We start from the raw sequence: 16,332 nt of genomic DNA on the forward strand, positions 1-16,332 counted from the left end.
CGGTGGTCCGGGGGGCAATGTCTTGCTAAAGCCCGTGGTGGGCGGCGATTGCGGCCGCGATTGCGACGGCCATCTGGCGCTCGGAGCGCTTGGCCGGCAGATTGGTCAGTTCAGGGTGATCTGCGATGAAGCCGGTATTGAAATCCGCGCGCCGAAAATCCGGGTGGTTCACGATTGCAAGATGGTAGGGGATGGTGGTCTTCACCCCGAACACGCCCATGTCCCGCAGGGCACGATTGCTGCGTGCCAGCAGGTCGTCCCACTCCAGCGCCCAGCAGATCAGCTTGGCGCACATCGAGTCGTAGTGCGGCGGGATCTCGTAGCCGGTGTAGATCGCGCCGTCCGTGCGAACACCCGGGCCGCCGGGGGCAAAGTAGCGCGTAATGCGACCAAAGCTCGGCAGGAAGTCGTTGGTCGGATCTTCCGCGTTGATGCGAAACTCCATGGCGAAGCCGCGTCGGGTGATCTGTGATTGCTCATAGCGCAGCGGTTCGCCACTGGCAATGCGCAACTGCTCCTGCACGATGTCCACGCCCGTGATCATCTCAGTAGCTGGATGTTCGACTTGAAGACGTGTGTTCATCTCCATGAAATAAAAAGTGTCATCGCCGTCCATCAGGAACTCGACGGTCCCGGCGTTCTGGTACCCGACCGTCTGCGCGGCCGTGACGGCCAGCGAGCCCAGGCGTTCGCGCTGGGCCTCGCACAATTGCGGCGAAGGGGCGATCTCGATCAGTTTCTGATGGCGCCGCTGCACGGAGCAGTCACGCTCGTACAGGTGAACGGCATTGCCATGCATATCCGCGAGGATCTGTACCTCGATGTGACGCGGGTTGACCACGGCTTTTTCCAGGAAGATCTCGGTGCTGCCGAACGCGCGTGTGGCCTCCGAGCGTACGCGGTCGAAGTTGTGCCTCAGGGCGTCCGGATCTTCGCACAGGCGGATGCCGCGCCCGCCGCCGCCACTGGTCGCCTTGAGCATCACGGGGTAGCCGATTGCCTCGGCGGCCTCCAGAGCGGCCTCCAGCGTCTCCAGGTTGCCCTCTGACCCTGGTGTGATCGGCACCCCGGCCTCGATCATGGCCTGCCGCGCGGCCACCTTGTCGCCCATGCGGCGAATGACGCTGGCGTCCGGGCCGACCCAGATGAGCCCGCGCGCGGCGCAGGCGGCCGCGAAATCCGCATTCTCGGAGAGAAAACCGTATCCCGGGTGCACAGCGTCGCATCCGGCGGCCCGGGCGACGCTGAGCAGCCGGTGGATGCTCAGGTAGCCACCCATGCTGTCAGGACCGATGGCGTAGGCCTCGTCCGCTTTTTTTACGTGCAGGGCGTGGCGGTCGGCGTCGGTATGCACCGCGACCGAGGTAATCCCCATCTCCGCGCAGGCCCGGGTCAGGCGCACGGCGATCTCGCCCCGGTTGGCTATGAGCAGCTTGCGGATCAAACGGAAGGTCCCGGGAAGGTCAGTGACAGCCCGAGTATCGACATGCAGTCGAAGGGCTGCAAGTTTCTGTTTCGCTTTGACAGAATAGGTCTCGCACGCGTATATTCCGCGCCCTTGCACGAGAGTGTTCTATGAGTCGTATTCCCGTATCTCTCGACCCGTGGCAGCCACGGGCCCGGCACCAGGAATTCGAAGGCGATTTGTCTGCGGAGGATCTGCCGCGCCTGCGGGACGAGGCGCTGGCCGAGCACACGCTATGGATTCATGTCCGTTTCGGGTTGGAGCGCGGCGCGCTGGACGAGATGCGGCTGACCGGAGTGATCACCGGCGAGCTGTGGCAGACCTGCCAGCGTTGTCTGCAACCGTTGGCCTGGGAATTCCGGCTCGAGACCGATGCAGTGATCCTGCCGGCGGGCGGTTCCGTGGAAGGCCTGGGCGCGGACGAGGATATCCTCGAACTGGAGGACGATGGGCGGCTGCACCCGGCGGTCTGGGCCGAGGACGAGGTGCTGCTGGCCAGGCCGCTGGTGCCGCGCCACGCGGACTGCGAGCCTGCCGTGGAACCCGAATTTGTTCCCGGACAGCGCGAGGACAATCCGTTTGCGGTGCTCGAACAGCTAAAGGGCAGTTCGCGCAACGGCGACGACCGATAGATTGGTGGAGTGGGGCGCCGCCCGGCTCGAAACGCTATACTTGCGCCCGTTTTTGATTCGGGCTAACCCCGCCCAGGCGGGATTTGATTAATCTGGAGATTCATCATGGCTGTGCAACAACGCCGCAAAACCCGTTCCAAGCGCGACATGCGCCGTTCCCACGACGGGCTGAAGGGCGCGACCCTGTCCACCGATCCGACCACCGGAGAGGTCCATCGCCGGCATCATGTGACCCCGGACGGGTTCTACCGTGGTCGCCAGGTGATCCAGCAGGACGTCGAAGTCGAAGACGACGAAGACTAAGTTCGGCGTGATGACCTTGCTGGGGCCACGGCTGCGGCTGCACCGTGGCCTTTCCGCGTTTAACTGGACCCGTTCCTCGGGCCTGTCACAGGCGCGCGCATGAGCCGCGAATTCACTATTGCGCTGGATGTGATGGGGGGCGATCACGGGGCCTCCGTGGTGCTGCCGGCCGCGCGTCGGGCGCTGAAGGTGGCCGACGACTTCCGTCTGCTGCTGGTGGGAGACGAAGCGACCATCGAGTCGGGGCTTGCAGGCTGGACGGCGGCCGAGCGCGAACGCGTGGAGATCGTGCATGCCAGCCAGGTGGTCGGCATGGAGGAACCGCCGGCCGTCGCCCTGCGTACCAAACGCGACTCGTCGATGCGCGTCGCCATCGACCAGGTCAAGAAAGGTACCGCGCAGGCCTGCGTGTCGGCCGGTAACACCGGCGGGCTGATGGCCACCGCGCGCTATGTGCTGAAGACCCTGCCGGGGATCGATCGTCCGGCCATCGCGACCGCGCTGCCTTCCCTGTATGGCCATACCCACATGCTGGATCTCGGCGCCAATGTGGATGTCGAGGCGGAGCACCTGTACCAGTTCGCGGTGATGGGCTCGGTGCTGGCGAATGCAGTAGACGGGCTCGAGGCCCCCAAGGTGGGGTTGCTCAATATCGGGTCGGAGGCCATCAAGGGTAACGATCGGGTACGCGAGGCGGGTCGCATGCTGGAGGAATCCAGCCTGAACTATGTCGGGTTCGTGGAGGGCAACGACGTCTACTGCAGTGATGTCGACGTGGTCGTCTGCGACGGCTTTGTTGGCAACGTCGCGCTGAAGGTCAGCGAGGGCGTGGCCAAGATGATTTCCACCAACATGAAGGCCGAGTTCCGCGCCTCGCTGTATTCGCGACTGGCCGGTCTGTTCGCACTGCCCGTGCTGCGCCGGTTGCGCCACCGCTTTGACCACCGGCGCTACAACGGGGCCTCGCTGCTGGGGTTGCAGGGCGTGGTGATCAAGAGCCATGGCAGTGCCGATGCCCTAGCATTCGAATACGCGATTCGCATTGCCCGGATCGAGGCCGAGGCAAACATCTCCAGCCGCATCGACAAGCAGCTGGAGCAGCTACTGGGGCAGGAGCACGCGCAGTGAAGCATGCACGCATCAGCGGGACCGGGAGCTACCTGCCCGAGCGGATCCTGACCAACGCCGATCTCGAGGCCATGGTGGATACCTCGGACGCCTGGATCCAGGAGCGTACCGGGATTCGCGAGCGGCACATCGTGGCCGAGAACCAGGTGACCTCCGACCTGGCGCTGAAGGCCGCCGAGCGCGCGCTGGACGCCGCGGGCATCCGCCCCGCCGACCTGGACCTGATCATCGTCGCCACCACGACCCCGGACCAGATCTTCCCCAGCACCGCTTGCATCCTGCAGGCCAAGCTCGGGATCGGCGGCTGCCCGGCCTTCGACATACAGGCGGTGTGCTCCGGGTTTGTCTATGCCCTGGCCACGGCCGACCGCTTCATGCAGAGCGACGAAATCCGGCATGTGCTGGTCGTCGGGGCCGAGACGCTCTCGCGTATCACCGACTACACCGACCGCGGCAACTGTATCCTGTGGGGCGATGGTGCGGGCGCGGTGGTGCTTTCGCGTTCGCCGGATCCGGGCATCATCTCCACCCACCTGCACGCGGATGGCCACCACAAGGGCCTGCTGGAGGTCCCGGGCGGGGTCTCGCAGCCTGGCGACAACCCGGATCTCGAGTTTATCCGCATGGAAGGCCGCGCGGTCTTCCGTGTTGCGGTCAACACGCTCGACCAGATCGTTGACGAGACGCTCGAATACAACGGGATCGAGAAGTCCGAGCTGGACTGGCTGGTCCCGCATCAGGCCAACATCCGCATCATCCAGGCCACGGCCAAGAAGCTGAACATGTCCATGGATCACGTCGTGGTCACGGTCGACCAGCACGGCAACACTTCCGCCGCGTCGATCCCGCTGGCGCTGGATACCGCCGTGCGCGACGGGCGTATCAAGAAGGGCGACCTGATCCTGACCGAGGCCTTTGGCGGCGGCTTTACCTGGGGCTCCGCGCTGATCCGGATGTAGCACGCGCCGCTTCGCGATTCCCCTCCTGTGGGAGCCTGCTTGCAGGCGAAGCCCCTGCCAAAGCCTGATACGAAGTGGTTCGCCGAAAGACGGGAGTCGACGACATGGGTCGCGAGATCGAACGCAAGTTTCTGCTGGCCAGTGATGCCTGGCGCGAGGCCGTGGTCCGCTCCCAGCGCATGCGCCAGGGCTACCTGTGCGGCAACGACCGCGCCTCGATCCGCGTGCGCGTGGACGAGGAGGGCGCGAACCTGAATATCAAGAGCGCGACCCTGGGTGTCGAACGCGACGAGTACCAGTACGCGATCCCGGTCGTCGAGGCCCACCGTCTGCTCGATACCCTCGCCGGCCCGCAGGTCGAGAAGACACGCTACTGGGTGGATGTCGACGGCTGGGAATACGAGATCGACGTGTTCGAGGGCGCCAATGCCGGCCTGATCGTGGCCGAGCTGGAATTGCCCGCGAGCGATGCCGACTTCCCGCGCCCCGAGTGGCTGGGTGCGGAGGTCTCGCACGACCCGCGCTACTACAACACCGAGCTGGCCCGGAACCCCTACCGCGACTGGCCCGATGCAAGCTGATTCCTTTCCCGTGTTCGATCCGGACTGCCGGCGCTGCCCGCGCCTGGCCGGTTTTCTGGAAGACGTGCGAGCGAAGCACCCGGACTACCATGCGGCGCCGGTCCCTTCGTTCGGCCCGCTGGATGCCCGCCTGCTGATCGTCGGACTCGCCCCGGGAATGCACGGGGCCAACGCCACGGGGCGCCCCTTCACCGGGGATTACGCCGGGGTGCTGCTCTACGAGACCCTGCACCACTACGGCTTTGCGACGGCCCCCGAGAGCGTGAACGCGGACGACGGGCTGCAACTGCTGGACTGCCGCATCACCAATGCCGTCAAGTGCCTGCCGCCGCAGAACAAGCCCACCACCGAGGAAATCCGCACCTGCAACGGTTTCCTGGCCTCCGAGATGGATACGATGCAGCCCCAAGTGATCCTCGCACTGGGCAAGATCGCCCATGACGCGGTCCTTCGGGCGCGTGGCTTGCCGTTATCGAGCCGGCGCTTTGCCCACGGCGCCGAGCATGACCTGGATGGCCTGCGTCTGGTCGATTCCTACCACTGCTCGCGCTACAACACCCAGACCCGCCGCCTCACCCCGGCCATGTTCGGCGAACTGTTCGCCCGCATCCGTACTCATCTCAAGTAGAAAACCTGTGGCGGCCCGGCTGCCCGTGAGGGCGTGGCGCCCAATGTTGCGGGGTGCCAAAGTGCCAAGGGCGTTGAACGCCCACTGCTGATGTTTCCCACGCCCAGTTGCCGTACAGGTTTGGCTGACTCCTTTGGCCGTTCCGGTATCCTGAAGCTGTCATGAGCGCGCCCGAAACCGGTTTCGATTCCAAGGCCTTCCTGAAGACGCTGACGCAGTCGCCCGGTGTCTATCAGATGCTGGATGCCAGCGGCGGCGTGCTGTATGTCGGCAAAGCGCGCAATCTCAGGAGTCGTGTGGCCAGCTACTTTCGCGGTTCGGACGATCGCGGGCCGCGGATCCGGTCGATGGTGCGCCAGATCGCGGACATCCGTGTTGCGGTCACGCATACCGAGGCCGAAGCCCTGCTGCTCGAGGCCAACCTGATCAAGCGCCACCGGCCGCGCTACAACGTGCTGCTGCGCGACGACAAGAGCTACCCCTACATCTTCGTGTCCAGCCAGGAGTACCCGCGCCTGGGTTTTCACCGGGGCGCGAAAAAGAAAGGGGTGCGCTATTTCGGCCCGTACCCTTCAGCCGGGGCCGTGCGCGAGAGCCTGGCGCTGCTGCAGAAGCTGTTTCAGGTTCGCCAGTGCGAGGACAGCGTGTTCGCGCACCGTTCCCGGCCTTGTCTGCAGTATCAGATCGGGCGTTGTACGGCGCCCTGCGTGGGCTATATCACGCCCGAGGAGTATGCCCGCGACGTCGAGTCCTCCGTGCAGTTCCTGCAGGGCAAGAGCGAGGTGGTGATCGCCGACCTGATGCAGCGCATGGAGGCGGCCTCCGAACGCCTCGATTTCGAGCATGCGGCGCGACTGCGGGACCAGATCGCGCGGCTGCGTCAGATCTCCGAGCAGCAGTTTGTCTCCGGCGGCGAGGGTGACGCCGACGTGATTGCCCTGGCGCAGGAGGCGGGCGCGGTGGCCGTGGAGATCTTCTTCGTGCGCGGGGGGCAGAACCTGGGCAACCGCGAGCTGTTCCCGAACGTGCCGGAGGCCACCGACACGTCCGAGATTATGGCGGCGGTGCTGGCGCAGTACTACGCCGAACGCGAACCGCCGGCGCGCGTGCTGCTGTCGCATGAGCCGGAAGGCGCGCCGGCGCTGGAGGCCTTCCTGATGGAGCGCCGCGACGGCCGCAAGGTCCAGCTCGCCTGGTCGTTGCGCGGGGATCGGGCGCGCTGGCTGGATATGGCACGGCGCAATGCCGAACTGGCCCTGAAGACCCGCATCGCCAGTCAGGCCGGACAGGCTGCGCGCCTGGACGCGCTCACCGCCGAACTGAATCTGGAGAATCCCCCGAAGCGCATGGAGTGCTTCGACATCTCGCACACCGGCGGCGAGCGCACGGTCGCTTCTTGCGTGGTGTTCGGGCCAGAGGGGCCGATCAAGTCCGACTACCGGCGGTTCAACATCGACGGGATCGAGCCCGGTGACGATTACGCCGCGATGCATCAGGCCCTGAGCCGGCGCTTCGCCCGCCTGAAGAAGGGGGAAGGGCAGGAGCCGGACATCCTGTTCATCGACGGCGGCAAGGGCCAGGTTACGCAGGCGCTCAATGTGCTGGCGGACCTCGGGCTGGATCACATCCGTGTGATCGGCGTCGCCAAGGGCGAGGAACGCCGGCCGGGTATGGAAACGCTGATATTGAGCGGGGTGGAGGCCCCCTCTATACTCCCCGCGCACTCGGGTGCGCTACACCTGATCCAGCAGATTCGCGACGAGGCGCACCGGTTCGCGATCACCGGGCACCGTGCGCGCCGGGCCAAGGCGCGCAAGGAATCGACACTGGAGTCGATTCCGGGGCTGGGGCCGAAGCGCCGTAGCGCGTTGCTGCGCCACTTCGGGGGGCTGCGCGGGGTGGCACGCGCCGGCGTCGACGAGCTGTCCAAGGTGCCGGGCATCCACCGGCGGCTCGCGCAGGCGATCTACGACCAGTTTCACTAGGGAAACACTGATTAATGTACACACTCGTGTTGGCACCCCAGGTTTTCCGAGACAAGGCGCGTCGTGCAGCGGGTAGTGGTTCTACCCGCAAGTGGCGCAACGCCGGATCGGGGAACCTGGGGTGCCAACCCCGAAGGGGCTCGGCCGCTTTGGCGTGGGAACGGCGTTGCGGTTCCCTTGTGCAGAATGACTGCACGGCAGTCGCCGCGCCTTGTTCGCACGCAAAAGCGACTCGAGCACGAGCGTGTACATTAATCAGTGTTTCCCTTGGACTAACCAGCAGATGATCCGTGAACTCCCCAACTGGCTGACCTGGTCGCGGATCGTGATGATCCCGCTGCTGATCGTTGTGTTCTATGCGTTGCCGATGCCCACGGCCGGCATCGTCGCGGCGATCATCTTCGCCCTCGCCGCGATCACGGACTGGGCGGACGGTTATCTGGCACGGCGCTGGGAGGTGACCAGCCGCTTCGGTGCGTTCCTCGATCCGGTGGCGGACAAGCTGATCGTCGCGGCCGCGCTGGTTCTGGTGGTCGATCACAACCCGGGTGTGGGTCTGGCGCTGGCGGCGGTCGTAATCATCGGGCGCGAGATCGCAATCTCGGCCCTGCGCGAGTGGATGGCCGAGGTCGGCGCCAGTGCGAAGGTGGCGGTGTCCTGGGTCGGCAAGGTCAAGACCACCGCCCAGATGGTGGCGATCTTCCTGCTCCTGTGGGCGGAGCCGGTCGCTGGGCTGCCGACTTTCGCGATCGGTGTATGGCTGCTGTATCTGGCGGCCATCCTCACGCTGGTGTCGATGGTGCAGTACATGCTGGCGGCCGCGCGCGGACGCTGATGTGGCGTGCCGGACCCGGGCAGACTATTGACGTCCGCCTCTGGTACGGTAGAATACGCGCCGTTAACGAAGAGCGGGAATAGCTCAGCTGGTAGAGCACAACCTTGCCAAGGTTGGGGTCGCGAGTTCGAATCTCGTTTCCCGCTCCAACAGATTCCTGAAACCCCGGTTCGGCCGGGGTTTTCTGTTTCGGCCTCCGCATGCTGCTTCTTGCGGGCCGGGACCCACCCGATACAGGCTGGGTGGCAGAGTGGTTATGCAGCGGACTGCAAATCCGTGTACGCCGGTTCGATTCCGACCCCAGCCTCCATCATTGCGCTTCGTGCCAGGGCCGCCTTCGGGCGGTCTTTTCTTTTTGGTTTCCCCACTGTGCTGAAACCGGTATGAAAATTCTCGTCCCAGGAAGGGTTACAGGGTCTATGCTCTTCTGGGGAAACGTTCGTTTCCTTCAATAACCAAAACAAGATGGGGGACGCGAGATGCTGATTATTGGCCTGATTATCGTCGTGGCGGCACTGGTGTTTGCTACCGTGAAGCTGCGGGTCCACCCGTTCCTCGCCCTGTTGTTGGCGGCCTTTGTGATGGCGTTGATCGGGGGTATTGCCCCGAAAGAGGCGATTAGCGTCATCAACGACGGCTTCGGCGGGACGCTCGGCTATATCGGGATCGTGATCGCGCTGGGCACGATCATCGGAGTGATCCTGGATCGCACCGGGGCGGCGATCGTGATGGCGGAGGCGATCATCCGCGCGCTGTCGGACCGTTTCCCCAACCTGACGGCTACGATCATCGGCTACATCGTGTCGATCCCGGTGTTCTGTGACTCCGGCTACGTAATCCTGAACTCCCTGAAGAATGCGCTGGCGAAGAAGGCCGGCGTGTCCCTGGTGGCGATGAGTGTCGCGCTGGCGACGGGTCTGTTCGCCACGCACAACTTCGTTCCGCCGACCCCGGGCCCGATCGCCGCGGCGAGCAACATCGGGATCGCCGATGCGCTGGGACTGGTGATCCTGTTCGGCCTCGTGGTGGCCGCGGTGGCGGCTGCGGTGGGCTGGCTCTGGGCGAGTCGCTATACCCATGCGAATGATGATGAACTGCTGGAGCCGGATCCGATCGAGGAGGCCACCGGCCAGGAGGTGAAGAAGCCGGAGCCCGATCTGACCCACCGTCCGACGACCCTGGCGGCATTCATGCCGATCCTGGCACCGATCGTGCTGATCTCGATCGGCTCGATCGCGTCGCTGGCCACACGCGACGTCGACCCCGGCATGCTCGCGGCGGCGCTGATCTTCCTGGGTCAGCCGGTGGTCGCGCTGGCGATTGGCGTGGTGTTCGCCCTGCTGTTGGTCAAGGGTGACGACAAGCGAGGCCGTTTCCACCAGATGACGGTCGATGCGGTCCTGCTCGCGGCGCCAATCCTGTTGATTACCGGGGCGGGCGGCGCGTTTGGTTCGGTCCTGCAGGAGACCCCGATTGGTGATCAGCTCGGCGACATGCTGACGGGTCTTGGACTGGGGCTTCTGGTGCCGTTCCTGCTGGCGGCTGCGCTCAAGTCTGCCCAGGGCTCGTCGACGGTGGCACTGGTCGCGGCCTCCAGCATGGTGGCGCCGCTGCTGCCCGCGCTGGGACTGGATTCGGACATGGGCATGGTGCTGGCGGTGATGGCGGTGGGCGCCGGGGCGATGACCGTCTCTCACGCCAACGACAGCTTCTTCTGGGTGGTCAGCCAGTTCAGCCGCATGAAGGTGTCGACCGCCTACAAGGCCTATACGACCGCCACGCTGTTGCAGGGTGTGAGCGCGATGATCGTGATCTACCTGCTGGGGCTCGTCTTTGTCTGAGCTGAGGCGGGTCGTGTTGTGTCCGGACAGCTTCAAGGGCAGTCTGGATGCGGAGGATGTGGCCCAGGCGATGGCTCGTGGCGTGCATGCCGCGAGTCCATCGACCCGTATCCGGGCCCTGCCGATGGCCGATGGTGGAGAAGGGACGGCGGAGCTGGTGAGCTACACGCTGGGATGGGCCTGGCATCTGTCCGATGTCCGTGACCCGCGCGGGCAGCATGTATCGGCGGGCTGGGGCTGCGACGACGTCACGCGGCGTGCGGTGATCGATGTGGCCTCTGCGTGTGGGCTGGGCCTGATACCCGAGGCCGAGCGAGATCCATGGAAGCTCGATACCCGTGGCGTGGGGCACCTGATCCTGGCAGCACTGGATGCGGGTGCCCGGCATGTGCTGATCGGACTCGGCGGTAGCGGCACGGTGGATGGTGGTGCCGGGATGCTGCACGCGCTGGGGGTTCGCTTCCGTGACCGCGAAGGGCGCGACCTGGATCCCGTTCCGGAGCGGCTGGAGGATGTGAAAAGTGCCGATTTTTCCGGTCTGGAGCCCCGTTTGTCGGGGCTTCGCATCACGGTGCTGAACGATGTCGACAATCCGTTGACGGGCAACCGGGGTGCGGCGGCGGTGTTCGGTCCGCAAAAAGGGCTGGCGGAGTCCGACGTCCGGCGCATGGATGCCTGCATGGAGCGCCTGGAACGCGCCATTGACGCGGCGGGGGAGCTGCGCCGCCCGGGCGCTATGCCCGGGGCGGGTGCCGCTGGAGGTCTGGGTTTCGCCCTGGCCTGTGTCCTGCGTGGACAGTCGCGTATGGGGGCGGTGTATCTGGCGGACATGATCGATCTCGATGCGGCGATTGCCGGCAGTGATCTGGTCATCACGGGCGAGGGACAGGTCGATGGGCAGACCGTGCATGGCAAGGTCGTGGCCGAGGTGGTCCGGCGGGCACGGCGCTGCTGTGTGCCGGCCGTCGCCGTTGCCGGGTCCATCGACGCCACGCCAGAGGAACTCGAAGCGGTGGGACTCGCCGACGCACGCGCTCTTTGTGATGGCACGATCACGCTGGAACAGGCCATGGACGAACCCGGGCGCTGGATCATGGAACGCACGCGTGAACTCGTGGAGGCGCGGTTGAGCTAAAGGACGGACGACTGACAGGGGTTCACGCTGTGGCCATTCATGGCACTATTCGGGGCCTGTCGCACAGGGGCGTGCATTGATTTTCTTCAACGACATCAGCAGCTGTGTGTGGAGACCATGGCGAGCGTCGGCCATGGGCCTTCTGCTCGCCGCCACAATGTGCCTGTCGGTTGGGGTCAGCGCGGACGAGAACGTGCGCGTCGGGCTTTACGAGAATGTGCCCAAGGTCGGCACCGGCGACGACGGGGCGGCCGGTGGCGTGTTCGTGGAGCTTCTGGAGGCCATTGCCCGCCGCGAGCACTGGCAGGTGGAGTACGTCTCGTGCGAGTGGTCGGCCTGTCTGGATGCACTGGAAGCGGGCGAGATCGACCTGATGCCGGATGTCGCCCTGACTCCGGAACGTCGTGAAAGCCTTGCGTTCCATTCGATTCCGGTGGTTCAGGCGTGGAGTCAGGTGCTGGCTCCCGTCAACTCGGGCCTGGACCGCATGGAGTCACTGGAAGGCCTCCGGCTGGCGGTGCTCGATGGTTCGGTTCAAAGCGATTATCTGCGCGAGTATGCGCGGAGCGAGGGTCTGGACTGGACACTCGTACTTCGTCCCGACATGCAATCCGTGCTGGGTGCAGTCACCGCGGGCGAGGCCGACGTTGCGATCAGCAACAACTTTTATGGACGCCGTCACGCTCGTCAGCACATGCTGGTGGAAACGCCCATCACCTTTGACCAGGTCGGTCTCTATTTTGCGGCCGCGCCCGGGAGGCAGGCTGAGCGACTGGACGTCCTTGACGCCTATCTGCAGCGTTGGAAGGGTGAGGCCGGTTCGCCCTATCACCAGGCGATGGAGCAGGCTCTGGAGCCGACGACCCTCGGGAGCGAGATTCCGGCGTGGGCGTGGCCGGCCCTGGCCGCCGCTGGGGGGAGCGCGCTTGTTCTGGCGCTGATGGCGCTTTGGCTGAGGCGCACGGTGCGCGCAAGGACGCATGATTTGCGCGAAGCCAACCAGCGGCTCGAGCATCTGCTGGAGAGTGGGCCCGTGGTGCTCTATCAACTCAATGCGCAGGATTTCAAACTCCTTTGGGTAAGTGGCAATTTCCAGCGCCTGTTCGGGTTCGATCCCGAGACCGCCCTGCAACCGGGCTGGTGGGAACAACAAGTGCACCCGGAGGACCGGCCGACCGCCCTGCGCGAGAATCGGCGTCTGCTCCAGGAACGTCATATGGTCCGTGAGCTACGGCTGTTCGATGGCTGGGGCAAGCTGCGCCATATCCGCGACGAGCTGCGGATCGTGCCTGGCAGAATCCAGGGGCAGGGCGGAGCCGAGGTGGTTGGCAGCTGGACGGACCTGACCGCCAGCATGGAACAAAAGGAAGCGTTGCGGCAGATGGCGCACTATGACTCGTGCACGGGGCTGCCCAATCGCGTATTGCTGCATGATCGTCTGGGACACACGCTGGAGCGGGCGCTGGCCGATGGCCAGGTTCGCTGGGTCGTGCTGATTGACCTTGACCGCTTTCGGAATGTCAACGAAACCCTTGGAACATCCGCGGGAGACCGGGTGCTGGAGGCCATGGGCGAGCGGCTCGGGCGCCTGCTGGGGCCGCAGGATACCATTTCGCGTGTGGGTGCCGACGAGTTCTGCCTGATCGTCGAGTCGCCACCGCTGGACACGGGTGCTGTCCCCTTCCTCGAGCGCTTGCTGGAGGTTCTGCGCGAGCCCAGTGCCGTTGGCGGACGCTCGCTGGTGACCACCGCGAGTGTGGGGATGGCGACGTTCCCCGAACATGGCACTACGCGCGACGAACTGCTGACAGCGGCGGAGATTGCGATGGCCGTGTCACGCAGCGTTGGTGGCGATACGTGGCATGTCTACGAACCGGGAATGGGAGCTCAGACCGAACATCGCCTGTTCCTGGAAAACGATTTGCGTAGCGCGGTCGCCAACAATGAATTGCTGCTCTACTTCCAGCCGCAGCGGGACATGCGGACGGGCCGACTGGTGGGTATGGAGGCGCTGGTGCGCTGGCGCCACCCGCAAAGGGGAATGGTTTCGCCGGCGGAATTCATACCACTGGCGGAGGAGACCGGGATGATTCAGGCCATCGACCGTTGGGTGCTGAACGCGGCCTGTGCCCAACTGGCGCACTGGGACCAGGAAGGCCGCAAGATACCGACGGTGGCGGTGAATCTCTCGGCCCGGGAACTGCATGACGAGACTCTGGTGGCGGCGATTCAGGAGATCCTGGCGCGTCATGCTCTGGAGCCCGGCCGGCTCGAGCTGGAATTGACCGAGACCATGATGATGGAGCAGCCGGAGCGGGCCCTGGCCGTTCTGCACCGCCTGGAGACCCTGGGTGTGACACTGGCCATGGATGACTTCGGTTCGGGCTACTCCAACCTGGCGCATCTGCGCCGGCTGCCGCTGCGGCGGTTGAAGATCGACCAGTCACTGGTCCGCGATATCGGCTACTCCCGCAATAACGAATCGATCATATGCGCGATCATTGCCCTGGCCGAGGCGCTGGGGCTGGATCTGATCGCCGAGGGTGTGGAAGAGGCCGGACAGCAGGCCTTCCTGCTGGGCGAGGGCTGTCGTTTCGGGCAGGGTTATCTGCTGGGTCGTCCGGCACCGGCCGACAAGGCTCTGCAAGGTATTGACGCATAGCCTGCCGCGAGGGCGGGATGTGGCTGTAACCGGACTCAGGATCGGACGGTGTGACGCCCGAAGTCCGATTCCTGTTGCAACAGGTCCGCGAGCGGGGAGGGATGGCCGAACAGGAAGCCCTGCATCATCGGGCAGCCGAGGCGGCGCAGATAGTTCTGTTGGGACGAGGTTTCCACGCCCTCCGCGATGATGTTCATCTGCAGGCCGCGCGCCATGGAAACAATCGCGTTGACAATGCAGGCCTCGCCCTCGGTGCAGATGGTGTGGGTAAAGCTACGGTCGATCTTCAGCGTGTGGACCGGGAGCTTCTGTAGATAGCTGAGAGACGAATAGCCGGTACCAAAGTCGTCCACAGCGACCTGGACCCCGGCCTCGCACAGGCGGTTCAGCTTGGCCACGGTGTCGTGGGTGTCGCTCATCAACAGGCTTTCGGTGATCTCGATCTCCAGCAACTCGGGAGGGAAGCCGGTCTCCACCAACAGGCCCAGGACGCCGTCGACAAAGTCATCACGCTCGATCAGAACCGGCGACAGATTTACCGCCAGGCGCAGATCCTTTACCCGTCGATGGGCATCGCGGATGTCGCAGAGGGCGTTGCGCAGGGTGGCGCGATCCAGGTCGACAATCAGGCGTGTGTCCTCGGCTACCGGGATGAACTCGGCCGGCCCGAGCACGCCGCGATCGGGGTGATCCCAGCGAATCAGCGCCTCGACCCCCAGGAGCTGTCCCGTCTCGCCGTCGACCTGCGGCTGGTAGAGGATGTGGAACTCTTCACGCTCAAGCGCCTTGCGCAGGTCCTGCTCAAGTTGCAGACGGTGGGGTGTGTTGCCGTGCATCTCCGGGGCGAACAGGCGGATGCCGTTCTTGCCCGTGTTCTTTTCGCGGTACATCGCGATGTCAGCGTGGCGGATCAGCGCTTCGAGCGTATCGCCCCCCTCGGGGTAGATGGCGATCCCGATGCTTGCCCCGACATACAGCTCGTGGTCCCCGCCCAGGTGAAACGGAGTGCTCAGGCTCTGCAGGATCTTTTCGGCGACCTCGACGGCCGCATTCTTGTCGCTGATCTCCGGTAGCAGCAGGGTGAATTCGTCACCGCCGAATCGCGACAGTGTGTCCCCCTTGCGGATGCAGCCGAGCAGGCGCTGGGCGACCGCCTGCAGCAGGCGGTCGCCGATGGTGTGGCCCAGTGAATCGTTGATTACCTTGAAGCGGTTGAGGTCGATGAACATCACTGCCAGCGGGTGACTGTGCCGTTGGGCCTGGGCGATGGCCACGTCGACGCGGTCGCGGAACAGGGCACGGTTCGGCAGGCGGGTGAGCAGGTCATGGTAGGCCTGAAAATTGATAAAGGCCTCGGATTCCTTGCGGTCGGTGATGTCGCGAGCGGTCCCGTAGATCAGGGTCTCGCCCGTGTCGTCGCTGGCCGCCGTGGGCCAGACCGCGACCTCGAAATAGCGCCGGGTACGGGCCATTTCACGGGGTTTCAGCGCCAGTTCCACGGAGCGGATATGGGCATGGCTGCGTCCGGCCTGTTCGAAGAAATACTCCGCCTTTTCGTGGTCATCCGGCTCCACGAGGTCCAGCACACGGGTGTCCAGAAGGTCCTGGCGGGAGTAGCCAAGCAGTTCGTGTACGCGCGAATTCACGAAACGAAAACGCCCTTCGCGGTCCAGGATGAAACGATGTCCGGGGAGTTGTTCACGATCAGCCGGTGCAGGCGCTCGGAACGCTCCAGGCGCGTGCGCATGTTGCGGTTGGCGTCTTCGAGTTCTTTCTTGTGCAGGGCATTGCGCACGGTCGCCAGCAGCTCGTCCGGCTGGTACGGCTTTTTCAGATAATCGGAGGCGCCTTCACGCAGGGCCCCGGCGACATCGTCAACCGAGGTGTTGCCGCTGATCACAACGACCGGGACCGCGAGGCCGGCGGCCTGTATGAAACGCAGGACATCCCGTCCCCCCAGTTCCGGCATGCAAAGGTCGAGCAGCAGGAGATCGGGCGGGTCGCGTCGGAGGATCTCGATGGCGGCCCCTCCGCCCGGGGCGGTTTCCACCGTGAACGTTTGTAGCTCCAGCAGCTGGCGCACGCTGTCGAGGAGGCGGGCGTCGTCGTCGACGACGAGAATGCGCGGCGATTTGGTCTGGCCGGATTCGGTCATGGGTGGCTCCCGCCGTAGGCTCG

The 16,332-nt window shown here is 64.9% G+C and carries 12 protein-coding genes, 2 tRNA genes and 1 pseudogene; 13 read left to right on the forward strand and 2 right to left on the reverse strand.

The window, feature by feature from the left end; all coding sequences use genetic code 11:
* Positions 1-25 precede the first annotated feature (25 nt).
* Entirely contained in the window at positions 26-1,444 is a 1,419-nt protein-coding gene (locus C935_RS0109085) for an acetyl-CoA carboxylase biotin carboxylase subunit (RefSeq protein WP_018862191.1), read from the reverse strand.
* Positions 1,445-1,575: 131 nt separating this feature from the next.
* Between C935_RS0109085 and C935_RS0109090 the strand changes: the two genes are divergently transcribed.
* The 13 genes from C935_RS0109090 (at position 1,576) to C935_RS0109150 (ending at position 14,154) form a co-directional block, all read left to right on the forward strand.
* Positions 1,576-2,097 carry a DUF177 domain-containing protein gene (locus C935_RS0109090; RefSeq protein WP_018862192.1) on the forward strand — a complete coding sequence of 174 codons (522 nt, stop codon included), beginning with the start codon at positions 1,576-1,578 and terminating at the stop codon, positions 2,095-2,097.
* A 105-nt stretch (positions 2,098-2,202) separates the two neighbouring features.
* Positions 2,203-2,400 (forward strand): 50S ribosomal protein L32, encoded by a 198-nt coding sequence (gene rpmF, locus C935_RS0109095; RefSeq protein WP_012982981.1) that lies wholly within the window; start codon positions 2,203-2,205, stop codon positions 2,398-2,400.
* Between the two features lie 99 nt (positions 2,401-2,499).
* The gene (gene plsX, locus C935_RS0109100; RefSeq protein ID WP_018862193.1) at positions 2,500-3,528 is read left to right on the forward strand and encodes a phosphate acyltransferase PlsX; all 1,029 of its coding nucleotides are present in this window, start codon (positions 2,500-2,502) and stop codon (positions 3,526-3,528) included.
* The gene (locus tag C935_RS0109105) at positions 3,525-4,487 is read left to right on the forward strand and encodes a beta-ketoacyl-ACP synthase III (RefSeq protein WP_018862194.1); all 963 of its coding nucleotides are present in this window, start codon (positions 3,525-3,527) and stop codon (positions 4,485-4,487) included. The genes plsX and C935_RS0109105 overlap by 4 nt, the downstream gene beginning before the upstream one ends.
* A 104-nt stretch (positions 4,488-4,591) precedes the next feature.
* A complete protein-coding gene (locus C935_RS0109110) occupies positions 4,592-5,068 on the forward strand; it encodes a CYTH domain-containing protein (RefSeq protein WP_018862195.1) in 477 nt (158 codons plus the stop codon).
* A complete protein-coding gene (locus C935_RS0109115) occupies positions 5,058-5,696 on the forward strand; it encodes a uracil-DNA glycosylase (RefSeq protein WP_018862196.1) in 639 nt (212 codons plus the stop codon). Before C935_RS0109110 ends, C935_RS0109115 begins: the two co-directional genes overlap by 11 nt.
* Positions 5,697-5,857: 161 nt before the next feature.
* Complete coding sequence (gene uvrC / locus C935_RS0109120) at positions 5,858-7,681, forward strand: excinuclease ABC subunit UvrC (protein ID WP_018862197.1); 1,824 nt, start codon at positions 5,858-5,860, stop codon at positions 7,679-7,681.
* Between the two features lie 283 nt (positions 7,682-7,964).
* Positions 7,965-8,516 (forward strand): CDP-diacylglycerol--glycerol-3-phosphate 3-phosphatidyltransferase, encoded by a 552-nt coding sequence (pgsA, locus tag C935_RS0109125; protein ID WP_018862198.1) that lies wholly within the window; start codon positions 7,965-7,967, stop codon positions 8,514-8,516.
* Between the two features lie 73 nt (positions 8,517-8,589).
* Positions 8,590-8,665 (forward strand) — tRNA-Gly (locus C935_RS0109130).
* An 87-nt stretch (positions 8,666-8,752) separates the two neighbouring features.
* A tRNA-Cys gene (locus C935_RS0109135) sits at positions 8,753-8,826 on the forward strand.
* A 169-nt stretch (positions 8,827-8,995) separates the two neighbouring features.
* A complete protein-coding gene (locus C935_RS0109140) occupies positions 8,996-10,357 on the forward strand; it encodes a GntP family permease (RefSeq protein ID WP_018862199.1) in 1,362 nt (453 codons plus the stop codon).
* Positions 10,358-10,370: 13 nt separating this feature from the next.
* Positions 10,371-11,492 (forward strand): glycerate kinase, encoded by a 1,122-nt coding sequence (locus C935_RS0109145; protein WP_026278740.1) that lies wholly within the window; start codon positions 10,371-10,373, stop codon positions 11,490-11,492.
* Positions 11,493-11,625: 133 nt separating this feature from the next.
* The gene (locus C935_RS0109150) at positions 11,626-14,154 is read left to right on the forward strand and encodes an EAL domain-containing protein (protein ID WP_018862201.1); all 2,529 of its coding nucleotides are present in this window, start codon (positions 11,626-11,628) and stop codon (positions 14,152-14,154) included.
* Positions 14,155-14,189: 35 nt separating this feature from the next.
* Here the strand turns inward: C935_RS0109150 and C935_RS12770 are convergent.
* Positions 14,190-16,309: pseudogene (locus C935_RS12770) on the reverse strand (EAL domain-containing protein).
* Positions 16,310-16,332 lie beyond the last annotated feature (23 nt).

It is taken from the genome of Thioalkalivibrio sp. ALJ3, from assembly GCF_000377205.1.
Classification (GTDB): domain Bacteria; phylum Pseudomonadota; class Gammaproteobacteria; order Ectothiorhodospirales; family Ectothiorhodospiraceae; genus Thioalkalivibrio.

What these genes read in the sequence shown, in the direction of transcription:
- C935_RS0109090 (WP_018862192.1), top strand. Translation starts at nt 1,576, where the DNA reads ATGAGTCGTATTCCCGTATCTCTCGACCCGTGGCAGCCACGGGCCCGG.
- rpmF (WP_012982981.1), top strand. Translation starts at nt 2,203, where the DNA reads ATGGCTGTGCAACAACGCCGCAAAACCCGTTCCAAGCGCGACATGCGC.
- plsX (WP_018862193.1), top strand. Translation starts at nt 2,500, where the DNA reads ATGAGCCGCGAATTCACTATTGCGCTGGATGTGATGGGGGGCGATCAC.
- C935_RS0109110 (WP_018862195.1), top strand. Translation starts at nt 4,592, where the DNA reads ATGGGTCGCGAGATCGAACGCAAGTTTCTGCTGGCCAGTGATGCCTGG.
- C935_RS0109115 (WP_018862196.1), top strand. Translation starts at nt 5,058, where the DNA reads ATGCAAGCTGATTCCTTTCCCGTGTTCGATCCGGACTGCCGGCGCTGC.
- uvrC (WP_018862197.1), top strand. Translation starts at nt 5,858, where the DNA reads ATGAGCGCGCCCGAAACCGGTTTCGATTCCAAGGCCTTCCTGAAGACG.
- pgsA (WP_018862198.1), top strand. Translation starts at nt 7,965, where the DNA reads ATGATCCGTGAACTCCCCAACTGGCTGACCTGGTCGCGGATCGTGATG.
- C935_RS0109140 (WP_018862199.1), top strand. Translation starts at nt 8,996, where the DNA reads ATGCTGATTATTGGCCTGATTATCGTCGTGGCGGCACTGGTGTTTGCT.
- C935_RS0109150 (WP_018862201.1), top strand. Translation starts at nt 11,626, where the DNA reads ATGGGCCTTCTGCTCGCCGCCACAATGTGCCTGTCGGTTGGGGTCAGC.